The sequence below is a fragment of the Neobacillus sp. B4I6 genome (assembly GCF_050434045.1).
GTDB lineage: Bacteria > Bacillota > Bacilli > Bacillales > Cytobacillaceae > Neobacillus.
Window position 1 is genome coordinate 202,397 of sequence record NZ_JBNPWB010000001.1, and the last position, 21,512, is coordinate 223,908.

Annotated in this window: 27 protein-coding genes and 1 riboswitch; of the genes, 9 read left to right on the top strand and 18 right to left on the bottom strand. The window is 33.3% G+C overall.

Going from position 1 to position 21,512, the window contains the following annotated elements; genetic code table 11:
* Window positions 1-5: 5 nt before the first annotated feature.
* The 5 genes from trsD to tnpA all read right to left on the bottom strand — a co-directional run bounded on the left by trsD (window position 6) and on the right by tnpA (window position 3,064).
* On the bottom strand, window positions 6-665 hold the full coding sequence (gene trsD, locus QF028_RS01050) for a TrsD/TraD family conjugative transfer protein (RefSeq protein WP_429463455.1): 660 nt from the start codon (window positions 663-665) through the stop codon (window positions 6-8).
* Window positions 658-1,056, bottom strand: coding sequence for a hypothetical protein (locus QF028_RS01055; protein WP_429463457.1), 399 nt, complete (start codon window positions 1,054-1,056; stop codon window positions 658-660). Before QF028_RS01055 ends, trsD begins: the two co-directional genes overlap by 8 nt.
* A 14-nt stretch (window positions 1,057-1,070) precedes the next feature.
* Window positions 1,071-1,400, bottom strand: a complete 330-nt coding sequence (locus tag QF028_RS01060; RefSeq protein ID WP_256942603.1) for a CagC family type IV secretion system protein — start codon at window positions 1,398-1,400, stop codon at window positions 1,071-1,073.
* Between the two features lie 16 nt (window positions 1,401-1,416).
* Window positions 1,417-2,523, bottom strand: coding sequence for a hypothetical protein (locus tag QF028_RS01065; protein ID WP_429463459.1), 1,107 nt, complete (start codon window positions 2,521-2,523; stop codon window positions 1,417-1,419).
* 145 nt (window positions 2,524-2,668) lie between these two features.
* Window positions 2,669-3,064, bottom strand: a complete 396-nt coding sequence (gene tnpA / locus QF028_RS01070) for an IS200/IS605 family transposase (RefSeq protein WP_429463461.1) — start codon at window positions 3,062-3,064, stop codon at window positions 2,669-2,671.
* A 1,309-nt stretch (window positions 3,065-4,373) separates the two neighbouring features.
* Between tnpA and QF028_RS01075 the strand changes: the two genes are divergently transcribed.
* Window positions 4,374-4,670 carry a hypothetical protein gene (locus tag QF028_RS01075; RefSeq protein WP_429463463.1) on the top strand — a complete coding sequence of 99 codons (297 nt, stop codon included), beginning with the start codon at window positions 4,374-4,376 and terminating at the stop codon, window positions 4,668-4,670.
* 643 nt (window positions 4,671-5,313) lie between these two features.
* Window positions 5,314-6,540 (top strand): IS110 family transposase, encoded by a 1,227-nt coding sequence (locus QF028_RS01080; protein ID WP_429463465.1) that lies wholly within the window; start codon window positions 5,314-5,316, stop codon window positions 6,538-6,540.
* Window positions 6,541-6,705: 165 nt separating this feature from the next.
* Here QF028_RS01080 and QF028_RS01085 read toward each other — a convergent pair whose 3' ends face one another.
* Window positions 6,706-7,065 (bottom strand): hypothetical protein, encoded by a 360-nt coding sequence (locus QF028_RS01085; RefSeq protein WP_429463467.1) that lies wholly within the window; start codon window positions 7,063-7,065, stop codon window positions 6,706-6,708.
* Window positions 7,066-7,404: 339 nt separating this feature from the next.
* Here QF028_RS01085 and QF028_RS01090 point away from each other — a divergent pair, with 339 nt between their 5' ends.
* Both QF028_RS01090 and QF028_RS01095 read left to right on the top strand, forming a co-directional pair.
* Window positions 7,405-8,409: a DUF3231 family protein gene (locus QF028_RS01090; RefSeq protein ID WP_429463469.1), complete on the top strand. Its 1,005-nt coding sequence runs from the start codon at window positions 7,405-7,407 to the stop codon at window positions 8,407-8,409.
* A 148-nt stretch (window positions 8,410-8,557) separates the two neighbouring features.
* On the top strand, window positions 8,558-8,770 hold the full coding sequence (locus QF028_RS01095) for a hypothetical protein (protein ID WP_429463470.1): 213 nt from the start codon (window positions 8,558-8,560) through the stop codon (window positions 8,768-8,770).
* 147 nt (window positions 8,771-8,917) lie between these two features.
* Here QF028_RS01095 and QF028_RS01100 read toward each other — a convergent pair whose 3' ends face one another.
* The 9 genes from QF028_RS01100 to QF028_RS01140 all read right to left on the bottom strand — a co-directional run bounded on the left by QF028_RS01100 (window position 8,918) and on the right by QF028_RS01140 (window position 14,760).
* Window positions 8,918-9,352: a hypothetical protein gene (locus QF028_RS01100; RefSeq protein WP_429463472.1), complete on the bottom strand. Its 435-nt coding sequence runs from the start codon at window positions 9,350-9,352 to the stop codon at window positions 8,918-8,920.
* A gap of 106 nt (window positions 9,353-9,458) precedes the next feature.
* A complete protein-coding gene (locus tag QF028_RS01105; protein WP_429463474.1) occupies window positions 9,459-9,707 on the bottom strand; it encodes a hypothetical protein in 249 nt (82 codons plus the stop codon).
* A 205-nt stretch (window positions 9,708-9,912) separates the two neighbouring features.
* Window positions 9,913-10,653 carry a double-CXXCG motif protein gene (locus QF028_RS01110; protein ID WP_429463476.1) on the bottom strand — a complete coding sequence of 247 codons (741 nt, stop codon included), beginning with the start codon at window positions 10,651-10,653 and terminating at the stop codon, window positions 9,913-9,915.
* A gap of 71 nt (window positions 10,654-10,724) precedes the next feature.
* Window positions 10,725-11,147 carry a hypothetical protein gene (locus tag QF028_RS01115; RefSeq protein WP_088088121.1) on the bottom strand — a complete coding sequence of 141 codons (423 nt, stop codon included), beginning with the start codon at window positions 11,145-11,147 and terminating at the stop codon, window positions 10,725-10,727.
* Window positions 11,148-11,431: 284 nt separating this feature from the next.
* Window positions 11,432-11,635 (bottom strand): cold-shock protein, encoded by a 204-nt coding sequence (locus QF028_RS01120; RefSeq protein WP_214713511.1) that lies wholly within the window; start codon window positions 11,633-11,635, stop codon window positions 11,432-11,434.
* A gap of 288 nt (window positions 11,636-11,923) precedes the next feature.
* The gene (locus tag QF028_RS01125; RefSeq protein ID WP_429463478.1) at window positions 11,924-12,394 is read right to left on the bottom strand and encodes a stage III sporulation protein AH; all 471 of its coding nucleotides are present in this window, start codon (window positions 12,392-12,394) and stop codon (window positions 11,924-11,926) included.
* Between the two features lie 270 nt (window positions 12,395-12,664).
* Window positions 12,665-12,877 carry a hypothetical protein gene (locus tag QF028_RS01130; RefSeq protein WP_429463480.1) on the bottom strand — a complete coding sequence of 71 codons (213 nt, stop codon included), beginning with the start codon at window positions 12,875-12,877 and terminating at the stop codon, window positions 12,665-12,667.
* Window positions 12,878-13,057 (bottom strand): terminase small subunit, encoded by a 180-nt coding sequence (locus tag QF028_RS01135; protein ID WP_429463482.1) that lies wholly within the window; start codon window positions 13,055-13,057, stop codon window positions 12,878-12,880.
* Window positions 13,058-13,479: 422 nt separating this feature from the next.
* Complete coding sequence (locus tag QF028_RS01140; RefSeq protein WP_429463484.1) at window positions 13,480-14,760, bottom strand: efflux RND transporter periplasmic adaptor subunit; 1,281 nt, start codon at window positions 14,758-14,760, stop codon at window positions 13,480-13,482.
* A gap of 103 nt (window positions 14,761-14,863) precedes the next feature.
* Window positions 14,864-14,953, bottom strand: a riboswitch (cyclic di-GMP riboswitch).
* A gap of 147 nt (window positions 14,954-15,100) precedes the next feature.
* Between QF028_RS01140 and QF028_RS01145 the strand changes: the two genes are divergently transcribed.
* Entirely contained in the window at window positions 15,101-15,253 is a 153-nt protein-coding gene (locus tag QF028_RS01145; RefSeq protein ID WP_429463486.1) for a hypothetical protein, read from the top strand.
* Window positions 15,254-15,552: 299 nt separating this feature from the next.
* Here QF028_RS01145 and QF028_RS01150 read toward each other — a convergent pair whose 3' ends face one another.
* The 3 genes from QF028_RS01150 to QF028_RS01160 form a co-directional block, all read right to left on the bottom strand.
* Complete coding sequence (locus QF028_RS01150) at window positions 15,553-15,699, bottom strand: DUF3231 family protein (protein WP_429463488.1); 147 nt, start codon at window positions 15,697-15,699, stop codon at window positions 15,553-15,555.
* 179 nt (window positions 15,700-15,878) lie between these two features.
* Entirely contained in the window at window positions 15,879-16,091 is a 213-nt protein-coding gene (locus QF028_RS01155) for a hypothetical protein (RefSeq protein ID WP_429463490.1), read from the bottom strand.
* 7 nt (window positions 16,092-16,098) lie between these two features.
* Window positions 16,099-16,401, bottom strand: coding sequence for a transposase (locus QF028_RS01160; protein WP_429463737.1), 303 nt, complete (start codon window positions 16,399-16,401; stop codon window positions 16,099-16,101).
* A gap of 1,284 nt (window positions 16,402-17,685) precedes the next feature.
* On the opposite strand from QF028_RS01160, the gene QF028_RS01165 reads away from it, so the two are divergent.
* The 4 genes from QF028_RS01165 (at window position 17,686) to QF028_RS01180 (ending at window position 19,885) form a co-directional block, all read left to right on the top strand.
* The gene (locus QF028_RS01165) at window positions 17,686-18,486 is read left to right on the top strand and encodes a ParA family protein (protein WP_429463491.1); all 801 of its coding nucleotides are present in this window, start codon (window positions 17,686-17,688) and stop codon (window positions 18,484-18,486) included.
* Entirely contained in the window at window positions 18,452-19,144 is a 693-nt protein-coding gene (locus QF028_RS01170) for a hypothetical protein (RefSeq protein WP_429463493.1), read from the top strand. The genes QF028_RS01165 and QF028_RS01170 overlap by 35 nt, the downstream gene beginning before the upstream one ends.
* A 413-nt stretch (window positions 19,145-19,557) precedes the next feature.
* On the top strand, window positions 19,558-19,704 hold the full coding sequence (locus QF028_RS01175; protein ID WP_429463495.1) for a ParA family protein: 147 nt from the start codon (window positions 19,558-19,560) through the stop codon (window positions 19,702-19,704).
* The gene (locus QF028_RS01180) at window positions 19,697-19,885 is read left to right on the top strand and encodes a hypothetical protein (RefSeq protein ID WP_429463497.1); all 189 of its coding nucleotides are present in this window, start codon (window positions 19,697-19,699) and stop codon (window positions 19,883-19,885) included. The genes QF028_RS01175 and QF028_RS01180 overlap by 8 nt, the downstream gene beginning before the upstream one ends.
* The last annotated feature ends 1,627 nt before the right edge of the window (window positions 19,886-21,512 follow it).

Below are 21,512 nucleotides of genomic sequence, written 5' to 3' on the forward strand. Positions count from 1 at the left end.
GGTGGTTAAACGTAAAGTTTCGACATTTCAAAATCAAAGTATCGGTAAAGCAGAGTTAACGTATCTTTTTCAGATAATTTTCTTATCGCTATATCGTAGGCCTCGAAAGTAGATTGTAAAGAGTTTGATATTTCCTCCACCTTTTTTGTTAAAATACTTTCCGCACGTTCTAAATCCTGAAAAGTACGTTTGTTCATTTTCTCCCTTATAACAATAAAGTGTTGTTTGGTGGACATTTCATCTTTAACCCTGATACCTTGGAAGTGATCTATATATGAGGCGATTAATTTTCTCTTATAATCATTTCCGGCATTCTCTTTATTTTCAAGTTCTTGAAGATATCGTTTTTTCCAACCTAAGTTGTACGATCTCAAATCCACAGGTACAGTCATAGAGATGGTTTGTAATTGATCGTGGACTTGGCTCATTAAAAATGATCCATAGTCTTCAAATAAGCGATTCTGTTCATACTCAGCTAATAAATCCATATTGATTCCACTTACTTGCAAAATGGATGCTAAGTACCCATTTTTCAGAAGTACATAATCCTTATATATACCTTCTATCACGCTTAGATCTTGAATCGTTCTTTGTCCTTTATTTACAAGGGTTTCCACTTCAAAGTCAAACTCTGTTCTATCTATTTTCTTTTTATGGCTAGCCATGGAATTCATCCCTTTTATTCGATTTCATAAAGAACAACTTCTGTCTACTGTTGTAATTAAAAATTAGTTTCATATAGTTACTGTAGGTTATATTTGGACGAGATGTAATGGGACGTAAAACTGCAAAAATAAAAGAGCCTAATAGCAACAATGCTACAAAGAACATTTTGACCATCATAAACCCTAATGAGTAGGGTGGAATAAGAATGATTCCTGCCGCAATGACAACTGCCGGCAAAATAAATTTAAAAAAGTTTCCAATCGATAAACCTTTCACTATGTTATAAGATCGGTTTACATTGTCAGGAAAAACAAACGTTTTCCCCTTTCGATTATCTTCTTGCCCTAATAATTCTTTAAGTACTTCTTTCACATCTTCTTTTGTAGTCATACTTACCACCTCGATTAAGCGAATAACCCATATACCCACGGGACAATCCATACAAGAGCCGATGCTAACCCGACCCCTGCAAGTGCCATTCCTACCCCTCGGAACATTTCATTTTTCGTATGCGGATCGTCTACGCCAGGTAATTTTTTAATGATAATCCAGACTCCAACGCAGATACCAACGATCACCACAATGCCAGTTAAAAATGCTTGAATTTGTTTTAGCCCTTCCTTCACCTTCGCCTCCACCTCCCCAGCAGCAAAAGCATGCTCCGGTATGAGATAGAGTCCTACCATAAGAGCTGCAAACAAAAGTATTGGTTGTAATTTTTTTTGTGTTTTCACTATTCCTCTTCCCCCTTCATTGTTTCTCACTTCTACCCATGAATTTGATGGTCGGACCAGATTCTTTATCTATGTATCTTTCATTCTGTATTTCTAATTGAATATATTTAGTCAAATTTTCTAATTGTTTCTTTGCCTCCTCTTCAAAAAAGTAAGGTGATAGTTTCTTTACCCTACCATTCCCACTTAACTTCCCAATGTACGAACCTTCTGCATTTGAAATCACTTCAAAATCATGCTGCCTTGTTTGAAGCTCTTTATTTATATCCATACCATAAAAGGCAAGAAAACCTTCCCCAATCGAACAACTATCCATTATAAGTTCATCAAACGCTACTCTCATTCTGGGATTGTCCCTTACTCTTTCCATCCATTTTTCAGCAAGGTCTGGTAACCTGATGTTCCTTTCTTTTTCAGCTTCTTCAAAGGAGATTCTAATGCCTTCATCATCTTTCGATATTCTGTTTAACGTGACAGTCTTCCCTATAAGATCAGAGGGAATATGATATTTCTCTAATGTTCTACGAAGAGATTGTATCCTTAATTTCGGATCGGTTTTCAGTTCTTCTTTAACAACAAAGGATCGAGCTTGTTCAATACTTTCATAGAATGATAGGGTTTTATAAGGTTTTACTAAATTGAGTCGAAATTGCTTATTATATTGAAGAGAAAAAGCCTTCCCATCTTTCGAAAGAAAGAACGATAGCCCTCGGAACTTTTCGAACTCGGAGGTTCCCAACGTGCTCCCAAGCACTTCCTCTTTGGATTGAAAATCATGAGTGACTTTGTGAGCTTCTTGGGACTCATGCTTATAAACACCATAAAATTGACCATTTTTATGAAAAATCTGAAGAAAACTTTTATCTTTTTCGACGGAAAAGGATTCTACCAAGTCTCCCTTTACTTTAAATAGATCTGGTTGCCTTTCTTTAATTAAAGCATAATACAGTTCGTACTCAGCTTCTTCCCTTTCTTCATTCAATAATGAAAGGTCATCGCCAACCGCGAGCCTTTTTATATCTAATTCTTGTTGCCTTTTAGTCTGTTCGATCATTTGCAAAATGTAATCGGCGATAGTGAGCATGGAATCATTAACGGATCTTTCGATAGAATCGTTTCTCAAAAGATAATCCCCTTTCTGATCAAAACTGATGCTATAAAGGGTCTATAAAAATTGGTCATGTTTGAAAAAGGATAACTTCATAAAGTTATGATTCAATACTGTTCTTATTGAAGTTTAAACCCGACTTATATTGGATTCTTCCTTATTAAGAAAGGCTTTTTTCATCCTTGTAGTCCTGTACCAAGTTATCTAGCAGCCGATTGTCAGTTGAGATAAAATATCTTTGATCCCACAGACTACCACCCTTTTTTATTTTTGTTTCCGGAAACTCCTTATATAAAAACCTTGCTGTTCCACCTTTTAGAGCTTTCATGAGATTGGGTATGTAATGAGTCGTTTTGCAATTGATAACTAGTCTAACGCTGTACCCATGGATCTCCATTCCCACGATTTTAAATTCATGACGAGTGGAGACGTTTCTAAAATAGGACTTTATAAAGTCTATTTCCTCTTTCTCTAGCACTATGTAATTATTTGTAAAAAATGTAATATGATATTGCAAACAACTCACGTGGTATTTGTTTGAATCAATCTCATACATATGTATTTTTCTCTCAACTCCCTTATATGATATTGTTATATAGTACGAATATTTGTTCTATTTAGATTTTAACAAAAATATACTATTTTCGATATATTCAGATAGTACTATCTTAAAACTATATTAAAAATGAGTCATTAGCTTTGAATATGGTAAAAAAGCCCAACAATAGTTGTTAGCTTTAGCAGACTTTAGTCATATTGTTTCGGGATTACTTTTTAACAACCTTTTTTCTTACTTCTATCTATTTCTATTCGTTTTACTTTTAATAGCTACCAACCTTTATTAGCTCTCGTCACCTTAGGTGACTTTTTCTGGACCTTCAGGTTGGCGAATTTTGGAATAATTACAGTATTTGAAATCGGCAAAAATCCTGGCTGAATGCTATATAGACAAAAACTCTAACCGCGATTTTGGTTAGAGTTTTTCTATTTACCTATTCTTCTTTCATTATGATTCGTAATCATCTTGTTAAGTTATTAAAGGGCCAGTACTTTTTTTACATAACAATCGGAATATATGTTTTTTAAGATCCCTTCTCAAGAAAAGAACTATAAATTGTATTAACCACTTATCTGTTGTAGTAAACAATAAAATTAGAGATGATTTTAATAATAAATTATATATTAATATATATGATGATATATGTTTTGATTTTAATACAAATTATGTTTTTATATTATATTTTTACTCAGTAGTTGAAACCCTGGCGTCCCCCTTTTTCATTTGTCATTTGCCCTTTTATATAAAAATTACTAGAATATTATCCCGGGTTTTGAGGCATTTAATTGAGACACTATAAATATATTTCTGCCGTGAGCTGCCAGAGGTCTCATTCGGGTGTACCTAAATGAAACAGTTTTTTCAAAAGGGCTCTGTTAATTTATTGTTGATTATTCACCAAAGAAAAAAGACCAATTTTAGATTGGCCTTGAGTAATGTCTTGTTCAACTAAAGCACCCGTTAGCCATCCATGAAGCGCAAAAATCGGCGCTTCACCACAGAGAATGAAAATGGTTAGGAAGTGTCAATACTGATACTGACCTTAATCCAGTCAACCCTAATCCATAGACTCATTAATTATCGCTCTCCTCTTTTTTTTAACGATTGAGCAGGGTCTTCTTAAGTAATGTCATTTTCTAATCTTGAAGAAACTTATTTTCATGGTAGTTCAACAAGCACCTTCTCATGTATTGCATCATTGGTTCGTAGTGTTCATAAAACGATTGATTGGAATTAATATACACTTGTCTATTGTTTCTCCCTCTTTTAAACTAAATGTATTCATATCAATTAGTGGAGAAAAAACATGAACAGAATACTTGCATTTTTAGCTACTTTTTCGTTATTAATGGCTCTCAATTTTGGTGCAGCACTTCTTTTTCATGCTAATATTATTGACTTAACTTTTCCAGTAGGTATGCTTGGAATCTTAGTTACAGCACCGAATAATCCAATGACCGATTTATTTAACAGCCAAACCTACATGGAGATTGAGGGTAAAAGGCATATTAAATTTGGAAAAATACCAATCTATGCCTCCATTGCTTATACTTTATTTGCGATTATAATCACATTCTTTTATTACAAAAGCTACTTTTTATAGTTCAATAAAATTTTTCTTAATGTGTTGCTATCTTTAGCAGCACTTTTTGTTTTATTACGCAATATGTGTCAAATGCGACATAAAGGAGTCATTTTTCTCTTCAAGTAAACTGCTTACGTTACTTGAATAAGAAAATGGCATTACCCCATTGTTGAAGTAATGCACCCGTTAGCCATCCATGAAGCGCAAAAATCGGCGCTTCACCACAGAGAATGAAAATGGTTAGGAAGTGTCAATACTGATACTGACCTTAATCCAGTCAACCCTAATCCATAGACTCATTAATTATCGCTCTCCTCTTTTTTTTAACGATTGAGCAGGGTCTTCTTAAGTAATGTCATTTTCTAATCTTGAAGAAACTTATTTTCATGGTAGACAACCATGCCGCACTGCGGCACCATCAAATGAATGAAAATGGTTCATAATCCCGTCTAGTTTTCATTGTACCTGTCAATCCTTTTTATAGGCTGGCGAAGGTAGGTCGTTCAACTATGGTGCCTCGAGCCCGCATGGTAGACTGATTTTTAACGACCAGGTGCACCACAAATTGTCGCTCCCTCACGGGAAGCACGCAGGATAGATTAATCTTATATGGTTGTTGCACCAGCCTAATTTACTTCAGCCCGTAGAAAGGAAAATAATAATGGATGTTGTTAATGAACGATGTTGTGGATTAGATATTCACAAGAAGAGCATTACCGCTTGTGCCATTACTCCAAAAGGAAAGGAGATTCAAACATTTGGTACGATGACACACGATCTGATTCAATTAATAGATTGGATTAAAAGTAAATGCTGTTCTCACGCTGCTATGGAAAGTACCGGTGTTTATTGGAAACCAATATACAACCTTCTCGAATTAGAAGACATTCAACCCATGGTGGTCAACGCTGCTCACATCAAGGCTGTCCCTGGACGTAAAACCGACGTTAAAGATGCAGAATGGATCGCAAAATTGCTTCGTCATGGTCTTCTTCAACACAGCTACATTCCGAATCGAGATCAAAGGGAATTACGGGAACTTGTTCGATACCGCCGAAGTCTTATTGAAGAAAGAGCAAGAGAAATAAGTAGAATTCAGAAAGTGTTGGAAGGTGCTAATATCAAACTTTCCTCCGTTGCAACAGACATTATGGGTGTGTCCGGACGATCAATGATTGAGGGACTCATCAATGGGATCGATGATCCTCAAGTATTAGCTGGAATGGCAAAAAGAAGTATGAAAAAGAAAAAGGATGATTTGGAACGTGCCTTATTCGGATCCGTCGGACTCCATCAAAAGATGATGTTAAAAACTCAGCTTTCACATATCGACTTTTTGGATCAACAAATCAAAATGTTAAGTGAAGAAGTCCAACAACGCATGCAACCATATGAAGAAGATATTGAATTACTAGATTCAATTCCAGGTATAGGTAGAAGCCATGCGGAACAACTTTTGGCTGAAATAGGACTAGGAAAAGAAATTGCGAAGCAATTTCCTACGGCAGCCCATCTATGTTCATGGGCTGGGATGGTTCCAGGTAATAACGAAAGTGCTGGGAAAAAAAAGTCCGGTAAAACCAGAAAAGGTAATAAAAAGTTGCGAGCAGCACTTGTTGAAGCAGCACATTCGGCGGCAAAAACCAAAAACACTTATCTCTCTTCTCAATATCAGCGCTTGGCAGCAAGAATTGGAAAAAAACGTACGGCAGTTGCGGTTGGACATACCATTTTAACGATTGTTTATCATTTGTTAAACAAAAGGCAACTTTATGTTGAGTTAGGTGCAGATTACTTTGATCGACGAAAAAAAGAAATAGTGATCAAACAATCTATTAAACGACTAGAGATCCTTGGTTGTAAAGTAACGGTTGAAGCTATAGCCTAATGAAGGACAACATACATTGTAAATTAAGAGCCCAGATCCTTTTTTTTAACGGATTTTAATGGGTCTAGTTTCGTATTGCCTAAAATTCCCCACTGCAGTTTTTATTTTCAGGATAGTGAAAGAAGAACATTTCAACATCGTCTCAGGGTTTAAGATACAAATTTGTCATTTTTCCCGATAAGCTGAACAATGTTCATCGGAAATACGGTAATTTTCCATGCCTGTTAAAGCTGCTACTTCCACTAATTTATGACCGAGACTGTCCCATACCGCAACTGCATTCAAGGATACCCATTCAAGATTTCCCCGTGCAAGCCGAAAGGAATAATAATCATTATCTGTTGTTACCAAGACTTCTTTATAAGTAATCTGCTTGTTTTTTCGGTTTTGAATCACCAAAACAAAGTCTAGCTTTTCTTCTTCTTTGGGTCTCTGGATAATCCGTGCTACAAACATTCCATTAGGGTTCTTCTTTGTTTTATAAATTTTTTCTGCTTCTATTTTTAGTTCTGGTCTGCCCTTCATAATCTCTCCCTCCATACTTATATTTTATCCGATGATTTATACAAATTCCCAGCCAGTAATGATAATCCACTGTTCAACTAAACTGCTTCTTTAGTTGAACAAGAAAAAAGCCTTACCCCTTATTGAAGTAAAGCACCCGTTACTTTAAGTGTAATTCTTCACAACCTTTAAATTAATTTTAGCGTAAAGTAAAATTATTCTTGGAAAAATCGCAAGTGAAAAATCGGCTAATTATTCTAAATTAAACTTTACATCTAATCTTAAAACTGGTCATCTTTTTATAAATCAGAAATTCATATCTCTTGGTGAATTGGTAAATAATATCCAAGAGGTGACAGGATGGAAAAGGATAAATTAAAACTCACATCTTCCGAAATAGGAACTTTGTGGGGAGAGTATGTAAATGGAACAGCCGTTGATATTGTAAATAGATATATGGTTACTATTATTGAAGACGAGCCAATAAAAGCCATTTTTGAGGATGCTATCAAGACTTTCGAAAAGCAAAAGCAACAAATGGTTGCTTTTTTGGAGAACGAGAAATTTCCTATTCCCATTGGATTTACGGAATCCGACCTTTTTAAAGGTAAACCGAGATTGTTCACTGATATTTTTTGCTTAAATTATTTACACATTATGACTTTACACGGTTTGCTAGGACACTCCACTTCATTGGGCGTTTCTGTCAGAGAGGACTTAAGGTTTTTTTACGACTCGTGCGATAACGATGGGAAAAGGATGTATCATCAAACAATTGATTTATTGCTTGAAAAAGGAAGTTTTCAGAGAGACCCTTTATTTTATCCTGCTGAAAACCCTGAATATGTTTCCAGCCGAGATTTCGCAGATGGATTTTTCGGAAAGGGTAGAACGTTAGCAGCGACAGAAATCATAAGTATTTCTTTCAACCTAAAAAAAAGTATTATGGCAAAAACTCTTGCAATTGCATTCAGTCAAGTCACACAAACAAAAGAAGGAAGAAAATTTTTAGAGTATGCTGAAAAAATAGCTAATCAACAAATAAAAGATTTTTCAAAAATTATGCAAACGGATAATTTACCAGTTCCTAAGTCGTGGGAGACTGAAATTACAACTTCAACAGACTCTCCTTTTTCCGATAAGTTAATGTTGTATCATACTGGTTTCTTATTCCAAGCTGCACAAGCGTATCACGGGGTAGGTTTAGCATCTGCAATGCGAACAGACCTTGTATCTACTTACGAAAGCACCATTCTACAAAATCTTATGCTTACTAAAAAGTGGTTTAATATTATGGTGCAAAATAAATGGTTAGAGCAACCTCCACTTGCACCTAATAGAACAGAAATTGCAAAAGAAAAATAATAATGATAGTATTTTGCTTATACAGAAGGAAAGATTTTTACTGCAAATTCCTTTGATAGAAGATATAATCATTTAATTTTAAGAAAATAATTGACTCAAAGGAAAAAACCTCCTTTATGTCTAAAGAATAGATAAAGGGGATGACCCAATGAATAAAGTTGGATTATTAAAAAAACTAAACAATGCCAGTCGAGGTAATTTTTTTTCAATAGAGATTCCTAAGGCTACAAAAGAAGATGAAAAAAAGATTGAAGAATTGGTTGGAGAATTAGAAAGAGAAGGAAAAATTAAATTAAGAGAATGTATACAAAGGGAATACTCCGTTTATTTACATGGAATATGTAAGTATGTATCCGATTAATCGGGTGCATTTTTATTGGGTTGGGTGAAACACGAGTGTACTTCCGAATTCTTCAGCTAACCTGCCACGTTAGTGAAACAAGAAAAAGAGCCGCAGCAGCAACTCCTTTGCTAAACTCTTGCACCCTTTAGTTGAAGAAGAAACCACTCAATACTCAACTAAATTTAGCCATTGACCATCGGGACCAATGGTTATATGAGGAACCTTATTTAATTGAAACATTTTGTAAATGTCCAAATTCCTTTTTGTTAATTTACTTAATTGTTCTGATACATCAGTCTCGGAAAAAATCAGATAATCTATTGTAGTAGACCGTAAATAAAATTCGTAAATATATCGTTTTTGACTGTCCTTTACATAACCCACATAGCCCATTTCCAATGGAAAAGTACGTGGTAACGGGAATTTATTAACTTCAATAAAGTCGTTTGAAATTCCATTTAATAGGTCTTGTTCATATTCAGGAATAATCGCATAGATATAACAATCTTGCTTGTAGAAGCTATTAATTATGCTAACAAACTCTTGTTCATCAATTTCTTCATCGAGTAATATTTCCTGTTTTTTCGGAATGCTTCTCAAAGCCAATCACCCCTTTTTTATGATTATACAATTAGACTGGAGATGTTTCCTTCTTCAAGTAACCTGCGCCGTTAATGCAATAAGAAAAAGGGATCGCCCGCACCTATTATTTCGAATGGTGTATAGCTTCATTTGCCTTGTTTATTGTGTCTCTGAGTACAAATATTTGATATGAGGCTGAAAATCCTTCTCCTCCTCCATATCCACCGCCAAAGCTAATAGTTTTTGTTTTATATTTAATCCCTTTATTATCAAGTCTTCCAAGCATTGTAAAATGCTTAGTAGCGTCCTGGGTTGAATAAACCATTTCCCATTTAACAAATAGACTTTTAATAATTTCTTTGAGTTTGAACATAACCATTTCCCTCCAATGTGAAAATTTGGATGTACAATAATATAATATTTCTATGCTGTTGCGACTCTTTCCTTCTTTCACTAACCTGCTTCGTTAGTTCAATAAATAAAGGCTGCCTTAATTGCAGCCAGTTCTGGAGGAAAAGCAGCTCAAAATTTCCAACCTAGCCTAATTCGTTTTTTATATAGCGGAAAATCCAAACTCATTAAATTGCCTTACAATCGAAATTAGTAAACTTTCCATAATCGAGTATCTCTTTTACCTTCTCAGTAACAATGACTATGTTTGGATTATCGTCTACATAAAAGACATCACTGCCCTCCCAACGGGTTTTATCCACCTTCGAATTCTTTCCCCTAAGAAATTCTTTCCTTCCACACATTGAACAAGCAGTTATCGTTTCAAGGTTACTACCTTCAAGCCACGCTTTTCCATTTACAACGATTTCCCACAGTTCAGGTACAGCTTCTGTGGAATTCTTCATTTTACCAGTCCATTTTAGATTTACTTTGATAAAGGTTATTCCTTGTAGTTTAGCCTCTTCTAAGCTAGCTTTTACTGACTCCTTAACCCATATCAATCCTGGAAAAGGATGCGTAAAATCTTTGACTTTTGTATTCCGAATTAGTCCTTCTGGTGGACATAAATCAACTCCAGGCTCAAGCATTTTTAATGGAATGTTCGTTGCTAATGCTATCTCTTTACAAAGACTTTGGAATTGGTCCAATGGAACTCCAAAGTCTGGGAGATTGTGACTTTGAAGAATATCTGATACTTGTTTGGACACAGTTTCGTTTATTCTAACTCTTGAACTACTTGCCCATAAATCATTACATTTTGGGCAGTATATTCCAGGTAAAAATACAGGATTTATATACTCAACTGGATTAGCTCTAGACATTGCTACGTCACTTGAATAAACAGGTGAACCTAAATTATAAAACACTTCATTTATCTCCAATCATCTGTTATTAACCTAACCCGTTTTTGTAGGGTTAGCCTAATATGAACGTTAATTTAATTGAAATTATCTAAATAAAAATGAAACCAGTTTAACCCAACGATAGATGAAGTTGAAACATAACCCGAAAATTCTACTTGTTCATTCTCATATAATAAAGGACCAACAACTTCTATATCGTGTCCTAATTGATTAACCAAAACAAGAACTTCGAATATTGCTTTTTCTGGTTCACACACCTGAAATGAAGATTCACAATAAACTTCAAAGAGCGAATTGTCTTTCCAATATTGTTCTAATAAACTAATTTTTAATTTGCCGGTAACATTTTCAATTCTCTTTATAACATTTTGAGCTTTTTCTTCAGTTTTTGCATTTATGTAAAACCGCCAACCAATGGTCTCAAACATCGTTATGCCTTCAGCCTCCTTCAATAAATTAAAGAATTCGCTGTTTTTTGTTACTTCTCCTTCTTGCACTAACCTGCTCGATAGTCCAATAAGAAAAGGCTGCCGCAGCAGCCAATCCTCTTAAATTCAAGCACCTGCTTAATTGAATTACACCAAAAAAGATTGACAATTTTAGCCACTCTAAGTGTTTATTCAAATGTAATTAGGAGAATTAGTGATTATGTGATCCACTTTGTTTACCATTTGATTTACTGTTTACATGTGCCCTACTTATTCGTGAGTAGGGTTCCTTGCTTTTAAGGTAAATAAAAAAACAGACTCTATAAAGAGCCTGCTTGAGTTTGGTTTTATTATTAAGCTGCTTTACGCACGTTAGCTGCTTGAGCTCCACGTTGACCTTGCTCAACGTCAAAAGTAACTGCTTGACCTTCGTCTAAAGATTTGAAACCTTCGCCTTGGATAGCTGAGAAATGAACGAATACGTCTTCTCCGCCTTCACGCTCGATAAATCCGAAACCTTTTTCTGCGTTAAACCATTTTACTTTACCTTGTTCCATTTTGTTTCCTCCTGCTGTGTGCTTTGCACACAATGTGTTACTATCCTTGCACTCAGTGATCATCAAGACGAAAAGTTAATCTTAGACTATCCTTTACACCGAACAAAAATAATTCTTCTAAATTTTAACATTTTTCAAAAGTATTTGCAAGAAGAATAAACACAACCATTTTTGCCACTCCTGAATTTTCATATCTGGTTTTCGATTCTTATGTTGTTCTTATTCAAGTAAAGCACCCCGTTAGTTTAAGAACATTTCTTCACAATCTGTCCTACACGAATGTCACCCTCATATATGTTTCAATCTAATACCCATCATTCTTAATTCACTTTTTTCTTCATTACTAACCTTTTCCATATAAAGTTCTTCTTCGTGTGCAGTATTAGATACCCATAATATATTTTCTTCTTTATAAAAAGATAAATCCTCCAACAATCTTGGCTGCTGCCAATCAAACATATTATTAGCATACTCCACTAAAATGGACTCACACTCCTTATGAGAGTGATAGTAAAACACATAGGCACTACTACCTCTAAGTTGTGTATTCGCCCAACTTTTTTGCTTTCGAACATTTATCAGATAGGGTTCTAATTTCTCTAATAACTCATCGATTGTATCACCACAAGGCATATCATTTCTTTGTACAAGGATGAAATAATCACTCTTCTCTATAGCAAAATGAATAAATTTTTTGTATTGTTCCCCATAAATTTCTTTTATCTGATAATTCCTGTAATTTTCAAATATATTGTTCAACAAAGCTCATTCCTTTTTAATATGATACTAATTAAATTCACCACAATTTTATCATTTACCTTCTTGTGCTAAACTGCCACATTAGTTTAAGTACATTTCTTCACAATATTTTTTCTTTATACCTTAAAGTCTCATCCTCATGTTTGAAAAGTCGTACACGTGAGGCAACAACCATTCCAATTACTGTTGCGCCAATTGTACTTATTTCAACAAAAAGCTCAGCAATTATTGCTAGGCTGAATTAAATAACAACAAGCTCGATATCTCCCCTTAATTATCTTCTACGGATGGATCTAAAAATGAGAACTCAATTTTACTGTTGAATCCACCTTGCAATTCCTTTTTCTCTACAAATGCCCCATTCGTTTTGGCAATGAATTCCGATGCTTTTAACCGGTCCTTCATATCCGCATTTCCATCCCTCATAATTTCCGTCCAATACCGCTTTGTTTCCGTAATATCCGCAATAAATTCCACATCCAACTATTCATTCCGCTCAATAATATACTCCAAAACCTTAGCATTTCCTAGCAGGCGGCTGGCGTTTACTTCGGCAGCATTTCCTTCGGATTCATAACCCGCTCTCAAATAACTGGCTGTAGCATTGCCTGTTTCAATGTAATAGTCCGCGAATTTCTTTTGCTTTATATTTAACTCACCCATTAGTAACACCATCCCCACTGTCATATTTCTATTAAAAGAACACGCGTTCCTATGTTTATTTATCACAAGAGCACATAAAAATATTTCTGACTGAATAAAGACAAATAACCGTTAAAGAAAAAATATAAGCCTCCCTGAAAATCAGAGAGACTTTTTTACACACACGGCCAGATCATTTATTTGTCTTTTAATACCAGTAGTGAACAGCACTCCACATGTCCAGAGTGTATGTGCCAACACATGGGTATTGGTGAGTTACTTTGATAAATAATACTATATAAAAAAACAAGCCAGCTAATATTACACTGGCATGTCCATTATACTTGCTTTTCTTAATGTCTAATTTGAAAAATAACATTTGTGTCTACAGCAATATTTTGTTCTTTTTAATCCAATCACTACCATAATTTACCTGTGAAATACTAATCAAAAAGAGAAGTACCAAAGCGAACAATCCAGGATGGATTTTCTTCTAATTTGTCTTCTTCCTTTAACCCCGTAAGTATGGCAACCCATTTGCCTTCATTTTGACCAGTTTCTACCTTTTGTTTCTGAATCTTTCCTTTCTTTTGTACATATACATAGGTCGATTTTCCAAAGCCCATGATGCTCGTTTCAGGAACTGCTAACAACTGCTTTGACTGTACTACTACATCAAGCGTGGTATAGTAGCCAGGATATAGGCCCTTTTGTGAATCTAGACTTGCTTTAAAGGAATAGTATGGAATAGTTTCTTGTTGTGTATCTTTATCCTTATTTGCAGTTGTTTTATATGTAGGATAATCACTAACCTCCGCAATTTTCCCTTTCCATTTCTTATTTGCTACTACTTTAGAAGTTACTGTAATAGATTGGCCTGATGTAATTTTTGCTTTTTCTACTTCTGTGAGCTTTCCTTCAATTTGAAACGGATCATTAGAAGCGATTTGCATGATTGCTAGTTGCTGATTTTCTTTTGCTCGAAAACCTTGACCTACATTTTGGTTCAGGTTTGATATTACACCTGCAGTGTTGCTGATGACAGTTAATGTTTCGAGCTCAGCTTTTAGCTTTTCAGCCTGCAACGTATTTTTTTCTACTTTTAGTTCTGCTGTACGGAGCTCAGCTTTTGCTTTATTTAGTTCAGCTTGAAGTGACTGGATCGTGATAGCTTTAGTAGCTATGTTAGCTGAATCAACTGCATCAGTTGTATCAGTTGTATCAGTTGTATCAGTTGTATCAGTTGTAGTGGTTGTATCAGGTGTAGTGGTTGACACAGCTTCTCGTATATCCTGCTCTAATGAAGTGATTTGCTCTTTCATCTGAGTAACACTTGTTTCTGCTAGCTTTTTATTTACTTCTACTTGTCCAAGCTCAGCCGCGACTGTTGAGCCTTCATAAGAAAAGAGCTTTTGTCCTTTTGTAACTGTTTCCCCTTCTTTTACAAAAATCTCTTGTATAGATCCTTTTGCTGCATTTAAATAAATCGTTTCAGCATGACTTTGTACAACACGACCTGACACTGTTTTTGTTTTAGTAAAATTTTTTTCTGTTGGATTTATTAACACTAACGGCTTAGATTTACTTTTTTTAACTTCTATTACAGCTATGCTTAACATCACAGAAATGAATAAAAGAACAAGGATCCCAAGTAAAATCCATTTCTTCTGACGCGAGGTACGTACTTGTTCATTTTCTATACCAATTCTTTTTGCTGTTTCCATAACCCTACCCCCTACTGTCATCCTTCCAACTAATTGTTACTATTTGCGTGTCCATTATATATGTCCCCTTCAAATTTTATTCATAAATCGTAAGAGACCTGTATTCGGTAACTGGCGGGCATAATCATCCAACATGATTTTAGCCCCTATAGTTTTGCGTCATCATTTTTCAATGATTTTGCCTTTATCGTACAATTTATGGATTATACTAGTATTATAGATAATATTTACTGATATTAGAATTTTTTTGAACTTTGTTCCCATTATTATTTTACTATCGAGACCCTTAAACTTATAATTTTAATAAATAAATATCTGTCCTATTAGAAAGGATATATTCATGAATGATATAAAACTGATTTTATCGGAAGAAATAGGTCGACTAATTGATGAATTATACAAATGTAAAAATGAAACCTTAAAGGAAAAAATTTTAAAGGAAATTCTTCAATTAAATGACGCTATAATGCTTTCAAATGACTATGATTTTTAGAATGGAGTGTAGTACGCAATATGGGTCCTATGTGACATAAAAGAGAGATAGATTTTCATCTTTCTTCTTCTACTAAACTGCCCCGTTAGTGGAACAACGAAAAAAGGCTGCCGAAGCAACAAAACCGTTCTTGAGCTAACGCCCCCGATAGTTTAAGTGTAATATTTCACAATCTTTCTTGTGAAATAAGAAAAAGGCAACCTTCATCTTGAAGAATCGCATTCGTTACATAATAAAATAAGAAGAATTTGATTAAAAAACACTAGTGGAAAATTTATATCTCAAGTGTTTTAGGGCTTTTACTTTTTAATTATTTGCTTTCGTTCTTCCATTTGAGGCGGTTCTTCCATCCAACCATTTTTAATCATTATTTTTGCACCTTTATGGGAATATTCAAAAATGTCTTTCATAAAAATAGACATTTTTGCTGGTAAATCATTTTGCATACTAAATGCTCGCCACCGAGCTGCCTCGGACTAACGGCGCACATTCAGTCTTTAAACCTAGTGCATAGTTGAACATGAGGGTTCTCCTTCCCGGAAGTTTGCCTTCGAGCCAAATCTTCAATTTTCAATCAAAAAGTTACTACTCAATAAATTTCATCTATGACTTACTTTCAATCTACTTAAGCAACATTAAATTCACTTATTTGTTTCTCCTCAATAGAACAAGCAATAGCCCAAATAAAGCCTAGTAATTCTCTAGCAACAGCAACAACAGCTACTTTTCCACCTTTTCCTTTAGAAGAGATGCGATGATATTTCATATGAAGACGGTGTTGAGCCTTCCAAGCAATACGTTTTGCCTCTGGATCTTGATTTTCTTGACGTTTAAGCAATTCACCTTTAATGAGATGGTCGGTGACGATAAGACCAACAAACTTCTACTATGGAACGACGAATTTGAGAGTTTCCGGTTTTGGTAATCGAACCTTGCCAACGACTTGACCCACTGGAATATTCTTTCGGGACGAGACCAGCATATGACATTCGTTGTCTAGGATTTGAAAAGCGAGAGAATTGTCCAATTTCAGCTACTAAGGTAACGGCAGTTACTTCTGCAACTCCTCTTAATGTTTGAAGTGCTTGAATAACAGGAGCGTGTTCACTTTGAAGAGCGCAACTAACAACAATTGTATCTATAGATATATTGTTGAATTATGAATTGAATTCATTGATAGAAACAACGCTAAACTATTATTCAACATATATAATGACATATATATTAATCGTATTTGCTAATTTATATTTTGTTTACTCGAATCATTTCTAAATTATAGAATTGGAAATCCATTTATACATATATATTAATATATATGATAAATTAATTATTAAAAATATTACTATCTTATATTATAATATATATATCAACATATGTTTTAAAAAATATTATCCAATATTTATTTTATCTCAAATATAGGAGATCCAACTTTAAATCCTTGCATATATTGATGTAAACTTTAACAGATATAATGTTATTTTCAATGAAAATAAAGATAAATCATATCATGAAATATTTAATAACATATGTATTAACATATACTTTAAAGTTATTATTAAAATATTTATTTTATCCCGAATACAGAAGGTGTTCTTCACGATCTTTTCATTTAAAAACGATTTATAGGTATTTTATTTATTAGATTTATCTCTCAAAATAATTAGATATAGAAATGACCATATCCTCAACGAAATTAAATTTAATTTATATTTAAAACACTTTACATCATATAAATTAACATATACTTTAAATTCATTTTCAGAATATAAGTGTTTCTCCCTAAATGTGATAATGATTACCATTCTAATCATTAATGGATACATTGGAAACTATTAAAATAATCCTTTCTAAAGACTAAAATAGTGTTCTATATTAATCTTTAATGAATAAAATCAAAAAAATTACCATTGATACAATATGCATTAATATATATAATGACATATGTTTTAAATATATTAATAGAATATATTATTCTCCAACAAGGTGTTTTATTATTATGTACCTCAAATTAAATATTTATACTCGCTATCTCAAATTTTTTTAGTTAATATCTTTTGTATTCACCAATAAAGATAAAAACAATTTATACAACATAATATAAGTTAACATATATAATTATCTCTTATTAATGAACTTAATTAAAAAAATCATTTCTGACATCCAATTTACTAGGGGAAGTTCCTTAAAAGTAGAATTATTTCTTGTTAGCAAGAGAATATATTTATTTAAATATTATCGACGATAAAAATTATGGCTCATTAATAATACATATTTTAATATATATATTGACATATGTTTTGCAAACTCTATCAAATTATGTAATAACATAAAATATAATGTTGTTAATAGCATCTTTTTATATTAGTACAATCATGCTAAAATAGTTAAAGATTTAATATATAACAAAATATACATTGATAGAGGTGAAAGTGTTGACAGCAAAAATAATAACGTTTGGAATCAGTAAAGGCGGCTGCTCCAAGTCGACTAGCAGCGGCATCACTTCTTTTCTCTTAAGTAAAGATGAAAAGGTTTTGGCCATTGACATGGACGGTCAAGGAAATTTAACTAGTTTCCTAACAGGCGAATATGACATATGCAATGCGTTTGAGGAAAAGACCGTTCTTGAGGCCATATTGGAAGAAGATGCTAGGTCTTATATTATCAAAATCAAAGAAAATCTCGATCTGATTCCCTCAAACGATTTCCTTGCTACTCTGCCTAGAAAAATGTTTGAAAAACATCTCAGATTGGATGCTTTGCAGAAAGCATTAGAGCCGGTAATGGAAGATTATGATTGGATCATTATTGATACGCCTCCGGCACTCTCAGAGCAAACTGTAATGCCTCTTAGTACATATTCAGAAGCTGGAAGTTTCGCTGTAGTCATGTTTGATGGTTCTATGTTTGCTTATTATGCCATTCCAAAATTTTTGGAAATTATCGAAGGAGCCAAAGAGCGCTATAACCCTTCATTAAAAACAGCAGGTATCCTATTCTCTTTAATTGATTCAAGAGCCAAAGAAAATGAAGTTATGTTAGAAGCAATTGAGGAGGATTACCCTAATGTGAAATTCAATACGATCATAAAAAGAAAAGCTTCTACTAGACGTTTAGCAATCGAAGGTTTTGAAGGAAATGCAGAATTAAGAAACGCCCTAGAATATTACTTTCCCTTTGTAGAGGAGTTGAAAGAACGTGTCAGCCAAAAACAGCCTCAAGGATCGAATTAAAAAGCCTAATCCTACCCAAGCGTTCTTTAATTCATATGATAAAAATGAAGATGGCACTAGCAAGGTAGATACCAATGAAAACGAAAACAAAGTTATTAATGTTGATGAAAACAAAAACGTTAATAAAAATAACATTAATAAAGATGTTAATATTAAGGATAATGATAAAACATATGTTATTGATGACAATAAAAACAACAATATTGTTGTTGATAATGATGAAGACGAAAACAAAGTCATTAATGTTGATGAAAACAAGAACTATGACAATAAAAACAAAAATATTGTTATTGATAATGATGAAGACGAAAACAAAGTCATTAATGTTGATGAAAACAAGAACTTCAATAAAAACAACAATAATAAAAATGATGATATTAATGATATAAATAAAACATATGTTATAAATGACAATAAAAACAAAAACATTGTTGTTGATAATGATGAAGACGATGATTATCTCCGAGATTTAGCTTCCGGAAAGAAACCTACGAAGAGAAAAAACAAGAAGGTTTTTACCTCCTTTTATATGGATCCAGACTTAGCTATGGAAGTGGACAAAATCGCTTCCAGGGGAGAAAAAGGGGATAAATCCAAACTAATTAACATGGGAATAAGAAAATTGTTAGAAGAGTACGGTGTTATTGAAAAAAAATAACTTTCGAATCACCTTTATATTGCATTTAACCTAACTCAGGTTTAAAAAAGTGAGCCGTTTCCCGGAAACTATTTCTCTTAAGCTAAACTTTCATATTGATAGCAATAAAAAGCTAGACCTATTCACAAAAATAAATAGGTCTAGCTTTTTTTACTCTAAAAATCCATGACTCGCATTTGTAAACACTCCTTTATTCCTCCTATAAATTAAAAATAACTGGTACCATATACCATATCAATAACAACGAAAGTACTACCTTAGATTTAAAAGCATTGTGTAATCATAAAAACAACAAAACGCTAATAATAACGATAACATATGTTATTCATAACATTATGATAAGTCATTTGAGCGATGGTCTGTTTTCCAAGCCTCTTAGTACATATTCAGAAGCTGGAAGTTTCGCTATAGTCATGTTTGATGGTTCTATGTTTGCTTATTATGCCATTCCAAAATTTTTGGAAATTATCGAAGGAGCCAAAGAGCGCTATAACCCTTCATTAAAAACAGCAGGTATCCTATTCTCTTTAATTGATTCAAGAGCCAAAGAAAATGCTTGAGGAGGATTACCCTAATTTTAAATTCAATACGATCATAAAAAGAAAAGCTTCTACTAGACGTTTAGCAATCAAAGGTTTTGAAGGAAATGCAGAATTAAGAAACGCCCTAGAATATTACTTTCCCTTTGTAGAGGAGTTGAAAGAACGTGTCAGCCAAAAACAGCCTCAAAGATCGAATTAAAAAGCCTAATCCTACCCAAGCGTTCTTTAATTCATATGATAAAAATGAAGATGGCACTAGCAGGTAGATACCAATGAAAACGAATACAAAGTTTTTAATGTTGATGAAAACAAAAACGTTAATAAAAATAACATTAATAAAGATGTTGATTTTAAGGATAATGATAAAACATATGTTATTGATGACAATAAAAACAATAACATTGTTGTTGATAATTATGAAGACGAAAACAAGGTTATTAATGTTGATGAAAACAAGAACTTCAATAAAAACAACAATAATAAAAATAATATAGATAAAACATATGTTATTAATGACAATAAAAACAATAACATTGTTGTTGATAATTATGAAGACGATGATTATCTCCGAGATTTAGCTTCCGGAAAGAAACTTACGAAGAGAAAAAACAAGAAGGTTTTTACCTCCTTTTATATGGATCCAGACTTAGCTGTGGAAGTGGACAAAATCGCTTCCAGGGGAGAAAAAGGGGATAAATCCAAACTAATTAACATGGGAATAAGAAAATTGTTAGAAGAGTACGGTGTTATTGAAAAAAAATAACTTTCGAATCACCTTTATATTGCATTTAACCTAACTCAGGTTTAAAAAAGTGAGCCGTTTCCCGGAAACTATTTCTCTTAAGCGAAACTTTCACATTGATAGCAATAAAAGGCTAGACCTATTCACAAAAATAAATAGGTCTAGCTTTTTTTACTCTAAAAATCCATGACTCGCATTTATAATCACTCCTTTATTCCTCCTATAAATTAAAAATAACTATGGTACTTTTATTATTCACTTTTATTTATTGATAATAAAACAACAAAATTGTTAGAACCGCTAAAAGTACATTTCTTAGTTCTTTTTTCTCTGCTATAATTTCTAATTTTTAACTCGCTTTAACTCCAAGAATGCTAATATTCCATTTGAATTGTTGGACGACACACTATGTATTATAGATTATTCCAGTAACGGCGGGAAAAAACTCACAATATATTTGACCTAATAGCTGTGAATGATCAATCTGTAACAGAGCAGCACATTGATTAAGAAATGAAAAGCCTGGGTTTCACCATATGGAATTAGACGGAAATGAAGGAATAGGATTTTTGAAAAAAAAGAAAATCGTCAAATTATGGACGGTTTACATAGAGGGATTTCCAGATGCCTATAATAGACGAAAATTATTTTTTATCACTGGAGACAGTATCCTTTGTTTCATAAGGAATCTTTTCTTCTTGTTGTTCTTCGTTTAGGTCTTCCATAGGGATAGGATCCACATTTCTCCCACTTTCAAATTTATCAAACAAACTTTGATTGGATGTTTCATATTTTTCAGGTTGATCCATTTAATTTGTTTTAAGTGTTTTGCTACTCTCTTTATTTTCCATCCTAACACTCCTAGTTCATTTTCTAATGTTTACCCTGCTTAAAAAAAATAGGCTGATTTTTTGACAAACCACTAAAAATTATTTGTTCTGGGTAACCTAATGAGTCAATATATAAGGTTTAAATGAAGAAAAGATTGAAAATCCCAAAAGATTTCAAAAGCACCAAAATTATACATCATATACATTAACAATATAAAATAAAACAACATTTATAATAACAAAATATATATTTT

What these genes read in the sequence shown, in the direction of transcription:
- trsD (WP_429463455.1), bottom strand. Translation starts at nt 665, where the DNA reads ATGGCTAGCCATAAAAAGAAAATAGATAGAACAGAGTTTGACTTTGAA.
- QF028_RS01055 (WP_429463457.1), bottom strand. Translation starts at nt 1,056, where the DNA reads ATGACTACAAAAGAAGATGTGAAAGAAGTACTTAAAGAATTATTAGGG.
- tnpA (WP_429463461.1), bottom strand. Translation starts at nt 3,064, where the DNA reads ATGTATGAGATTGATTCAAACAAATACCACGTGAGTTGTTTGCAATAT.
- QF028_RS01075 (WP_429463463.1), top strand. Translation starts at nt 4,374, where the DNA reads ATGAACAGAATACTTGCATTTTTAGCTACTTTTTCGTTATTAATGGCT.
- QF028_RS01080 (WP_429463465.1), top strand. Translation starts at nt 5,314, where the DNA reads ATGGATGTTGTTAATGAACGATGTTGTGGATTAGATATTCACAAGAAG.
- QF028_RS01085 (WP_429463467.1), bottom strand. Translation starts at nt 7,065, where the DNA reads ATGAAGGGCAGACCAGAACTAAAAATAGAAGCAGAAAAAATTTATAAA.
- QF028_RS01090 (WP_429463469.1), top strand. Translation starts at nt 7,405, where the DNA reads ATGGAAAAGGATAAATTAAAACTCACATCTTCCGAAATAGGAACTTTG.
- QF028_RS01095 (WP_429463470.1), top strand. Translation starts at nt 8,558, where the DNA reads ATGAATAAAGTTGGATTATTAAAAAAACTAAACAATGCCAGTCGAGGT.
- QF028_RS01105 (WP_429463474.1), bottom strand. Translation starts at nt 9,707, where the DNA reads ATGTTCAAACTCAAAGAAATTATTAAAAGTCTATTTGTTAAATGGGAA.
- QF028_RS01120 (WP_214713511.1), bottom strand. Translation starts at nt 11,635, where the DNA reads ATGGAACAAGGTAAAGTAAAATGGTTTAACGCAGAAAAAGGTTTCGGA.
- QF028_RS01135 (WP_429463482.1), bottom strand. Translation starts at nt 13,057, where the DNA reads ATGGGTGAGTTAAATATAAAGCAAAAGAAATTCGCGGACTATTACATT.
- QF028_RS01140 (WP_429463484.1), bottom strand. Translation starts at nt 14,760, where the DNA reads ATGGAAACAGCAAAAAGAATTGGTATAGAAAATGAACAAGTACGTACC.
- QF028_RS01145 (WP_429463486.1), top strand. Translation starts at nt 15,101, where the DNA reads ATGAATGATATAAAACTGATTTTATCGGAAGAAATAGGTCGACTAATT.
- QF028_RS01150 (WP_429463488.1), bottom strand. Translation starts at nt 15,699, where the DNA reads ATGCAAAATGATTTACCAGCAAAAATGTCTATTTTTATGAAAGACATT.
- QF028_RS01175 (WP_429463495.1), top strand. Translation starts at nt 19,558, where the DNA reads ATGTTTGATGGTTCTATGTTTGCTTATTATGCCATTCCAAAATTTTTG.
- QF028_RS01180 (WP_429463497.1), top strand. Translation starts at nt 19,697, where the DNA reads ATGCTTGAGGAGGATTACCCTAATTTTAAATTCAATACGATCATAAAA.